Raw genomic sequence first — 9,397 nt, 5'->3', positions numbered from 1 at the left:
CCAGCAGCCCCGCCGCCAGCCCCGCCAGCACATCGCCGCTGCCCGCCGTGGCCAGCGCCGGGGGCGCGTTGGCGTTGATGGCGACACGACCGTCGGGTGCCGCGATGATGCTGTCGGAGCCTTTCAGAATGATGACGGCGCCGGTCGATTTCGCGGCGTTCCGCGCGGCGCTCAGCCGGTCGGCGCCGGGGTCGCCGAAAACCCGAAGAAACTCGCCGGCATGCGGGGTGAGGATGGCGGCGCCGCGCAAAGCGCGCGGCGCGCCGGCGCAGGCGGTCAGCGCGCCGCCATCGGCGACCACGGCGCGGCCGGCCTCGATCACCTGGCGCAGCACGGCGCGGGTGGCGGCATCCGGCGGCAGGCCGGGGCCGAGCAGCCAGGGGTCGCGGCGGCGGTCCTGCAGCAATATTTCCACGGCGTCGGTGGTGACCATCAGCCCGGGCTCGCCGGCGCGCAGGAGGGCCGCCGTGGCGGCGTCGTCGGTGGCCAGGCTGACCAGCCCGGCGCCGACCCGCCGCGCCGCGCCCGCCGCCAGCCGCGCCGCCCCGGGCAGGGCCGCGCCGCAGGGGATGGTGACATGGCCGCGGCTGAACTTGTGGTCCGCCGCCCCCCGCAGCGGCGGGCGCCACAGGCCGGGGGCATTGTGGAAGGCTTGCGGGTCTATCTCCGTCAGCACGGAGTCGGGCAGGCCGATATCCGCCAGCACCGTCTCGCCGCAGAGGTCACGGCCGGGCAGCAGCAGGTGGCCCGGCTTGCGGCGGAAGAAAGTGACCGTCAGCGCCGCCTGGGGGGCGAAGCCGCGCACCTGCCCGGTGGCGCCGTCGACGCCGGAGGGCATGTCGATGGCGACCAGCGGGGCGCGCACCGCCCGCAGCAGCGCCGCCACCTCGGGCGACAGCGGCCGCGACAGCCCGGCGCCGAACAGCGCATCGACGACCAGCGCGGCGCGGTCGATTTCGGCAACGGTGAAGGGCACCACCGGGCCACGCCAGCGGACGGCGGCCAGGCCAGCATCGCTGCCCGGCCGCGGCGGCGACAGCGCGGCCACGGCGACCGGCCAGCCCGCCTGCTCCAGCAGCCGCGCCAGGACATAGCCGTCGCCGCCATTGTTGCCCGGCCCGGCCAGGACCAGGGTGCGGCGCGGGGTGAAACGGGCGCGGAGGGCCAGGGCGACGGCGCGGCCGGCGGCGAGCATCAGCGCCTCGCCCGAACGGCCGGACGCGATGGCCGCGGCATCGGCGCGGGCCATTTCTTCCGGTGTCAGCAGAGCGTGGCGGTTCATGGCGGCAGGCTAGTCCAGGGCATCCATCCGTGGAACGCCCGCCATCGCGCGGGAGTTTTGTGACGAAAATCATCCGCCTCCGCGCATTCGCCTCTCGCGGCGGCGTGCCGTTTCCTGGCAAAGGAGGCCCGCCGCCGGGGGTGCCGATACGTGGAAAAAAAATTCGTCGAGATCGAGGATGTCGCCATGCGCTATGGTGGGGCGGAGGGCACGCTCGCGCTGCAGCACACCAGCCTCAGCCTGGCGCAGGGCGAGTTCGTGGCCGTCGTCGGCCCCTCCGGCTGCGGCAAGTCGACGCTGATGAAGCTGGTCAGCGGGCTGTGGCCGTCCACCGCCGGCAGCGTCTCGGTCGAGGGGCGGGAGGTGGATGGGCCTTTGTCCTCGGTCGGCATGGCCTTCCAGAACCCGACCCTGCTGCCCTGGCGCAACATCCTGGACAATGTGATGCTGCCGCTGGAGGTGGTGGAGCCGCATCGCCGCCGCCTGCGCGCCGAACGCGCCGCCTATGAGGCCAAGGCGCACCACCTGCTGTCCCTGGTCGGCCTCGCTGGCTTTGAAAAGAAATTCCCGCACCAGCTGTCGGGGGGCATGCAGCAGCGCGCCAGCCTGTGCCGCGCGCTGATCCACGAGCCCAAGCTGCTGATGCTGGACGAGCCCTTCGGCGCGCTCGACATCTTCACCCGCGAGGATCTCTGGGTGCACCTGCAGGATCTCTGCACTGGCCTGAAGCCCAGCGTCATCCTGGTCACCCATGACCTGAAGGAAGCCGCCTTCCTGGCCGACCGGGTGCTGGTGATGTCGGCGCGGCCCGGGCGGATCATCGCCGACCATGCCGTCCCCTTCCCCCGCCCGCGCCGGCTGGAAGACACCTATGGCGCCGAGTTCCAGGCGCTGCAGCACAGGCTGCGCGCCGAGATCAGCGCGGCGCGACGCGAAGATAAGTCTGGGGGCGAGGAGGTCGCGCATGTCGTCTGAGAAGAAGGGCGCGGCCAATGCCCGCCGCGTCGCGACCATGCTGGCGCGCGCCAAGCGCCGCCGCCGGCTGCAGCGGGTGCTGCCCTGGCTGGTGGTGCTGGCCGCCTTCCTGGTCTGGGAGGCGGTGGTGCGCGGCTTCGGCATCGACCCCTTCATCCTGCCGGCGCCCAGCGCCATCGGCGCCAGCATGCTGCAATGGTGGCAGCCGCTGCTGGAGAATGCCGGCCAGACGCTGATGACGACGCTGGCCGGCTTCGCGCTCGCCATCGTCTTCGGCCTGGCGCTGGGGGTGGCCATCGGCAGCTCGACCCTGCTGTATCACGGGCTGTATCCGCTGCTGATCGGCTTCAACTCGGTGCCCAAGGTGGCGGTGGTGCCGGTGCTGGTGATCTGGTTCGGCATCGGCACCGTGCCCGCCATCATCACCGCTTTTCTGATCAGCTTTTTCCCGATCGTCGTGAACGTCGCCACCGGCATCGCCACGGTGGAGCCGGAGCTGCGCGACGTGCTGCGCGCGCTCGGCGCCAGGCCGTTCGACATCATCCGGAAAGTGGGGCTGCCGCGGGCGATGCCCTATTTCTTCGCCTCGCTGAAGATCGCCATCACCGTGGCCTTCGTCGGCTCGATCCTGGCCGAGACGGTGGCCGCCAATGCCGGCATCGGCCAGCTGATGATGCTGGCCAGCAGCCGCTTCGACGTGCCGCTGGTCTTCGCCGGGCTGATGGTCACCGCGGCCATGGGCGTCGCCATGTATGTCGTGGCGGCGGCCATCGAGGCGCGGGTCACCGGCTGGGCGATGCGCGGGCAGAACCAGGAGATCTGATCCGCCCGCGCAGGCTGATTGCCCCGGCGCGGCTGGCCAAGCTATGGAAGAGGTCACACGCTCGGGAGGATCTGACCATGGTGCAACGTCGCCATCTGCTGCGGCTCGCCGCCGGCGTCCCGCTTGCTGCCCCGGCACTGCTGCCCCGCGCGGCCAGGGCCGACGAGGTCACGCTGCGGCTGCACCACTTCCTGCCCGCCGTCTCCAACGTCCACCGCAATTTCCTTCTCCCCTGGTCGCGCAAGGTGGAGGAGGCGTCCAACGGCCGGCTGAAGATCCGCATCTTCCCGTCCATGCAGCTGGGCGGCGCGCCGCCGCAGCTGTTCGACCAGGCGCGCGACGGCGTCGCCGACATCGCCTGGACCCTGCCCGGCTACACCCCCGGCCGCTTCCCCCGCATCGAGGTGCTGGAGCTGCCCTTCATCGCCAATCGCAGCGGGCTGGCGAACGCCAAGGCCACCCAGGAATTCGCCCAGAAACACCTGGCGGCCGAATTCGCCGAGGTGCACCCGCTGTGCTTCTGGTCGCATGATGGCGGGCTGATCCATGCCAAGCGCCCGGTGCGGCAGCTGTCCGACCTGCATGGCATGAAGCTGCGTTTCCCGACGCGCCAGGCCGGCGAGGCCCTGCGCGCGCTCGGCGCCGCCCCCATCGGCATGCCGGTGCCGCAGGTGGCCGAGGCGCTGAGCCAGGGCGTGCTCGACGGCGCCGTGGTGCCGTGGGAGGTGGTGCCCTCGATCAAGCTGCAGGAGCTGGTGCGCAACCACACCAGCTTCCCCGGCAACCCGACCTTCTACACGGCGTCGAACGTGCTCGCGATGAACAAGGCCAAGTACCAGTCCCTGCCCGCCGACCTCCGCGCCGTGCTCGACGCGCAGTCGGGCGAGGCGGCGGCGGCGCTGGTCGGCGCCATGCTGGACGAGCAGGCGGTCGCCGTCGCCGAGATGACCCGCCGCCGCGGCAACTCCCTGATCGAGCTGGAGCCCGAGGAGGCCGCCCGCTGGCGCGCCGCCTGCCAGCCGGTGACGGAAGCCTGGGCGACCCAGGGCGCGGCGCGCGGCTTCGACGCCGCCGCGCTGCTGGCGGATGCCCGCGCCACCTTCGCCCGTCATGCCTGACCCGGAAAGCGGGCCGGTCGCCCGGCTGTCGAATGCGCTGATGCTGGGCGGCAGCCTGCTGCTGCTGGCGACCGCGCTGCTGACCACGGCCAGCGTGCTGCGGCGCTGGCTGACGGACCAGCCGATCCCGGGCGATTTCGAGCTGGTGCAGATGGGCGCCGGCATCGCCGTCTTCGGCTTCCTGGCGCATGGCACGCTGGCCGGCAGCCCTATCCTGGTCGACAGCTTCACCACCTGGCTGCCGCGGCGCGTCCAGGCGGCGGTCGACGCCTTCTGGAACATCGTCTGGGGGCTGGTGGCCCTCGCGCTTGCCTGGCGCATGACGCTGGGCACGCTGGAGGCGGTGGCCAGCGACACACGCAGCATGGTGCTGGCGGTGCCGATCTGGCCGGGCATCGGGCTGGGCGCGCTGGCCTTCCTGGCGACCGCGCTCGCCGCCGGGCTGGCGGCGCAACGGCTGCTGAAGGCCAGGGCCGCATGAGCGAGGAATTCCTGCAGGCCGGCATCGGCTTCGGCGCCATGCTGCTGCTGATCGTGCTGCGCGCGCCGGTGGGGCTGGCCATGCTGCTGGTCGGCGCCGTCGGCTACCAGCAGATCGTCGGGCTGGACGTGCTGCTGAACTACCTGAAGGCCACGCCCTACCACCTGTTTGCCAATTACACGCTCTCGGTCATTCCCCTCTTCATCCTGATGGGGGCGATCGCCGAGCGCGGCGGGCTGGCGCGCGACCTGTTCACCGCCGCCCAGGCATTGGTCGGCGCGCGGCGCGGGGGCCTCGCCATCGGCGTCATCGGCGCCTGCGCGGCCTTTGGCGCGGTCTGCGGCTCCTCGGTCGCCACCACCGCCACCTTCGCCCGCGCGGCGCTGCCGGAGCTGCGCCGCTACAACTACGCGCCCGGCCTGGCCACGGGCACCATCGCGGTGGGCGGCACGCTCGGCATCCTGATCCCGCCCAGCGTCATCCTGGTGGTCTATGCCATCAGCACCGAGCAGAACATCGCCAAGCTGTTCATGGCCGCCCTGATCCCCGGCCTGCTGGCGACGTTTTCCTACGTCATCGCCATCATGATCCAGGCGCGGCTGCGCCCGGAATCGATGCCGGCCGCCCCGGCCATGTCGGGGCCCGAGAAACGCGCGGCGCTGCTGCGGGTCCTGCCCGTCCTTTCCATCGCGGTGGCCGTCATCGGCGGCATCTATGGCGGCATCTTCACGCCGACCGAAAGTGCTGCCATCGGCGTGGTCGCGACGCTGGCGGTGGCGCTGGCCCGGCGCAGCCTCAGCCTCGCCGACTTCGTGGCGGCCCTGCGCGGCACCGCCGAGACCACGGCGATGATCTTCGCCATCCTGCTCGGCGCCGAGGTGTTCAACGCCTTCCTCGCGCTGACCCAGGCGCCCGACCTGCTGGCGCTGTGGATCGCCGAACAGTCGCTGCCGGCCTATGGCGTGCTGGCGCTGCTGCTGGCCAGCTACATCGTGCTCGGCGCGGTGATGGACGAGCTGGCGATGATCCTGCTGACGCTGCCGGTCTTCTTCCCCGTGGTCACCGCGCTGGATTTCGGCCTGACGCCGGAGGAGACGGCGATCTGGTTCGGCATCCTGGTCCTCATCGTCGTCGGCATCGGCCTGACCGCGCCGCCGATCGGGCTGAATGTCTTCGTCGTGGCGGGGCTCGCCCGCGACGTGCCGATGGCCAAGATCTATCGCGGCGTCATGCCCTATCTGGCGATGGACCTTCTGCGGCTGGTGCTTTGCACGGCCTTTCCGGCGCTGTCGCTGCTGCTGGTGCGCTGGCTCGGCTAGGCGCATCAGGCTAAGCTCGGCGCGGGATGGCGGCGGCGGCCGGCACGAATCACAGGGTAGGCTCAGCATGTTCGTCCAGATCGCCGATCACCTGGTGCATTGCGTGGTGGAAGGGCCGGAGGAGGCGCCGCCGCTGCTGCTGCTGCATTCCATCGGCACCACCCAGCATATCTGGGACCCGCAGGCGATGGCGCTGGCCCGCCGCTTCCGCGTCATCCGCCCGGATCTGCGCGGCCACGGCCTGTCCGGCGTCACCGCCGGCGACTATTCCATGGCGCTGCTGGCGGCCGATGCGCTGGCGCTGCTGGATGCGCTCGACATCCAATGCGCCCATGTCGCCGGCTGCTCGATCGGCGGGCGGGTGGCGCTGCAGCTGGCGGCGCTGGCGCCTGAGCGCGTCGCCTCGCTGATCCTGGTCGGCACCGCGCTGGCCTACCCGGATGCCGCCACCTGGCAGACGCGGATCGACGCGGTGCGGGCCCAGGGGACGCAGGTGCTGGCCGACGCCGTCATGCCGCGCTGGGTCGCGCATCCCGACACGCCGGGCGGGCTCGGGTTGCGCGCCATGCTGCTGCGCACCGACCGCGAGGGCTATGCCGCCGCCGGCGCCGCGCTGCGCGACGCCTCGGCCGGCGACCTGCCCGAGCGCTTCGCCATGCCCGCCACGGTGATCCTGGGCGAGCACGACCCCGCCGCCCCCCTGGCCGCGGCCGAAGCGGTGCGCGCCCGCTTCGCCGAGGCGCCGCTGGTGGTGCTGCCCGGCGCCAGCCATATCCCGAATTACGAGGCGGCCGAGGCGCTGACGGCGGCGATGCTCGCCCATCTCGACGCCCAGTGGCAGCCGCCCGAGGATTTCCTGGCCGCCGGCTATGCGGTGCGCAAGGCGGTGCTGGGCGAGGCGCATGTGGCGCGGGCCAGCCTGTCGGTGACGCCGCTGGACCAGCCCTTCCAGGAGTATATTACGAGAAATGTCTGGGGGCAGATCTGGACCCGGCCGGGCCTGGCGCGGCACACGCGCAGCCTGCTGACGCTGGCGATGATGGCCGCCCTCGGCCGGCACGAGGAATTCGTCCTGCACGTCAAGGCGACCCGCCAGACCGGCGTGACGCCCGAGGAGCTGTCCGAAGTTCTGCTGCAGGTCGGCGCCTATGCCGGCGTGCCGCTGGCCAACCACGCGCTGAAGCTGGCCAAGGAAACCTACCGCCTGCTCGACGAAGCCGCCTGACGCGCTGAAAGGCCCCTCGCCCATGTTCTCCGTCAATCCTGCCGACGGCCCGGTGCTGTCGGTGCTCTACGGCACCGAGGCGATGCGCGGCATCATGGGCGAGGCCGCCTTCCTGGCCCGCATGCTGGAGGTCGAAGGCGCCCTCGCCAGGGCCGAGGCGCGGCTCGGCATCATCCCCGCCGAGGCCGCCGAGGCGATCAGCGCCGCCGCGCAGCAGCCGGAGAAGCTGGACCTTGCAGCCCTGGCCGTGGCCACCCGCAACACCGGCTACCCCGTCGTCGGCCTGGTCAAGCAGCTGTCGGCCATGGCGGGGCCCGAGGCCGGGCGCTGGACGCATTGGGGCGCCACCACCCAGGACATCATCGACAGCGCCATCGTGCTGCAGCTGCGCGCGGCGCTGGCCCTGATCGAGGACGACCTCGACCGGCTGAACCGCGCCTTGGCCGCGAAGGCGGTGGAGCACCGCGACCTGGTGATGGCCGGCCGCACCCATCTGCAGCACGCCTTGCCGGTGACCTTCGGCTACAAATGCGCGATCTGGCTGTCGCCGCTGATCAGCATGGCCGAGCGGCTGCGCCAGCTGCGCCCGCGCGTGCTGAAACTGCAATTCGGCGGCGCCGTCGGCACGCTGGCCTCGCTCGGCGAGCAGGGGATCGCGGTGTCGGAGGCGCTGGCGGAAGAGCTGGGTCTGGCCTTGCCCGACGCCCCCTGGCATGTCGCCCGCGACGGCATGGCCGAGGCGGTCTGCTTCCTCGGCCTGCTGACCGGGGCATTATCAAAATTCGCCACCGACGTGATGCTGTTGATGCAGACCGAAGTCGCAGAGGTGTTCGAGCCGCATGCCCCCGGCCGCGGCGGGTCGTCGACCATGCCGCAGAAGCGCAACCCGATCGCCTGCGAATACGTGCTCGCCCAGGCGCGCGGGGTGCAGGCGCTGGTGCCGCAGATGCTGGGCGCCATGGCGGTCGACCAGGAGCGCGGCACCGGCCCCTGGCAGGCCGAGCCCCTCGCCGTCCCCCAGGCCTTCACCCTGGCCCATGGCGCCCTGGCCCAGGCGATCGCCATCGCCGAGGGCATGACGGTGGACCCTGGCCGCATGCGCCGGAACCTGGACAGCACCGGCGGGCTGATCGTCGCCGAGGCGGTGATGATGGGCCTGGCCCGCGAGCTCGGCCGCGGCCCGGCGCATGACGCGGTCCACCATGCCTGCGACGTCGCCCTGGCCGAGGGTGTCTCCCTCGCCGAGGCCCTGTCGCGCGACGAAGCGGTGACGCAGAAGCTGGACGCCGCCGCGATCGCGAAGCTGACCGACCCGGCCGGCTATCTCGGCAGCACCCAGGCCTTCATCGACCGGGTGCTGGCGCGGCTGCAGGGCTGAGCGGAACCTGCGGCCGGCACCGCCGGCCGAGCGCCCGAAGGGGCGCCGCCGCCTCTGCGGCGTAGCCAAGCCGCCGGAGGCGGCGCCGGCGCCTGAGGCAAAATATTAAGCCGCGCGCACCGCGGTCAGGAAGCTGTCCGTCCGGTCGTGCATGACGGTGGTCTGCCCGGCCAGCTGACCGGCATCCTGGCGCAGCGCGGCGAAGGCGGTGCCCATTTCCGCCAGCCGCTCGCGCGTGCCGCCGGCCTGCAGGCTGGCCTCCTCCGCCTGGGCCGCGGCATGGGCCACGGCGCCGGCGATGCCGCGGGTGGCGGCCGATTGCTGCTCGGTCGCCGCCGCCACCTGGCCGGCGATGGCGTCCAGCTCCTGCATCGCGCTGGCGATGGCGCCCATGGCGCGCACCGCGCTGCCGCTGCCGGCGCGCATCGCATCCACCTGGGTGACGATCTGCTCGGTCGCCTGCGCCGTCTGCTGCGCCAGCGCCTTCACCTCGCCGGCGACCACCGCGAAGCCGCGGCCCGCATCGCCCGCCCGCGCCGCCTCGATGGTGGCGTTCAGCGCCAGCAGGTTTGTCTGCTTGGCGATGGCGTCGATCAGGCCGAGCACCGGCGTCACCGCCTCGGCGGCGCTGGCCAGCGCCTGCACCTCGGCCTCCGCCGCGCGCACCAGGGTGGTGGCCCGCGCCGCCGCCTCGGCCGAGGCGTTGACCTCCCGCGCCACCGCGTCGATCGAGCTGGCCAGCTCCTCGGCGGAGGCCGCGACCGCGCCGATATGCCCGCTCGCCCCCTGGCTGGCC

Annotated in this window: 9 protein-coding genes; 7 read left to right on the top strand and 2 right to left on the bottom strand. The window is 72.4% G+C overall.

All coding sequences use genetic code 11. The features are described from left to right. The coding region (locus GVN67_RS26240) for an NAD(P)H-hydrate dehydratase (protein WP_235035515.1) at nucleotides 1-1,282 on the bottom strand (1,282 nt) is incomplete at its 3' end. A 150-nt stretch (nucleotides 1,283-1,432) separates the two neighbouring features. On the opposite strand from GVN67_RS26240, the gene GVN67_RS26235 reads away from it, so the two are divergent. From GVN67_RS26235 to pcaB, 7 genes are all read left to right on the top strand, one after another. Next, entirely contained in the window at nucleotides 1,433-2,257 is an 825-nt protein-coding gene (locus GVN67_RS26235; RefSeq protein ID WP_255430443.1) for an ABC transporter ATP-binding protein, read from the top strand. Further along, a complete protein-coding gene (locus GVN67_RS26230; protein WP_160000275.1) occupies nucleotides 2,247-3,080 on the top strand; it encodes an ABC transporter permease in 834 nt (277 codons plus the stop codon). Before GVN67_RS26235 ends, GVN67_RS26230 begins: the two co-directional genes overlap by 11 nt. 77 nt (nucleotides 3,081-3,157) lie before the next feature. Beyond that, nucleotides 3,158-4,198, top strand: coding sequence for a TRAP transporter substrate-binding protein (locus GVN67_RS26225; protein WP_160000274.1), 1,041 nt, complete (start codon nucleotides 3,158-3,160; stop codon nucleotides 4,196-4,198). After that, the gene (locus tag GVN67_RS26220) at nucleotides 4,191-4,679 is read left to right on the top strand and encodes a TRAP transporter small permease (protein ID WP_160000273.1); all 489 of its coding nucleotides are present in this window, start codon (nucleotides 4,191-4,193) and stop codon (nucleotides 4,677-4,679) included. Before GVN67_RS26225 ends, GVN67_RS26220 begins: the two co-directional genes overlap by 8 nt. Continuing rightward, nucleotides 4,676-5,998, top strand: a complete 1,323-nt coding sequence (locus tag GVN67_RS26215; protein WP_160000272.1) for a TRAP transporter large permease — start codon at nucleotides 4,676-4,678, stop codon at nucleotides 5,996-5,998. The genes GVN67_RS26220 and GVN67_RS26215 overlap by 4 nt, the downstream gene beginning before the upstream one ends. Nucleotides 5,999-6,065: 67 nt before the next feature. After that, nucleotides 6,066-7,223 carry an alpha/beta fold hydrolase gene (locus tag GVN67_RS26210; RefSeq protein ID WP_160000271.1) on the top strand — a complete coding sequence of 386 codons (1,158 nt, stop codon included), beginning with the start codon at nucleotides 6,066-6,068 and terminating at the stop codon, nucleotides 7,221-7,223. Nucleotides 7,224-7,245: 22 nt separating this feature from the next. Further along, nucleotides 7,246-8,601: a 3-carboxy-cis,cis-muconate cycloisomerase gene (gene pcaB, locus GVN67_RS26205; RefSeq protein WP_160000270.1), complete on the top strand. Its 1,356-nt coding sequence runs from the start codon at nucleotides 7,246-7,248 to the stop codon at nucleotides 8,599-8,601. 105 nt (nucleotides 8,602-8,706) lie between these two features. Here the strand turns inward: pcaB and GVN67_RS30235 are convergent. Beyond that, nucleotides 8,707-9,397 (bottom strand): methyl-accepting chemotaxis protein (locus tag GVN67_RS30235; protein WP_235035513.1); only part of this gene is annotated, 691 nt, incomplete at its 5' end.

Origin of the sequence: Roseomonas sp. 18066 (assembly GCF_902706185.1) — a bacterium.
In the GTDB taxonomy this organism is placed as follows: Bacteria; Pseudomonadota; Alphaproteobacteria; order Acetobacterales; family Acetobacteraceae; genus Pseudoroseomonas.
Note: the sequence above shows the minus strand (reverse complement) of the source record. Positions and strands in the feature narration are given on the sequence as shown.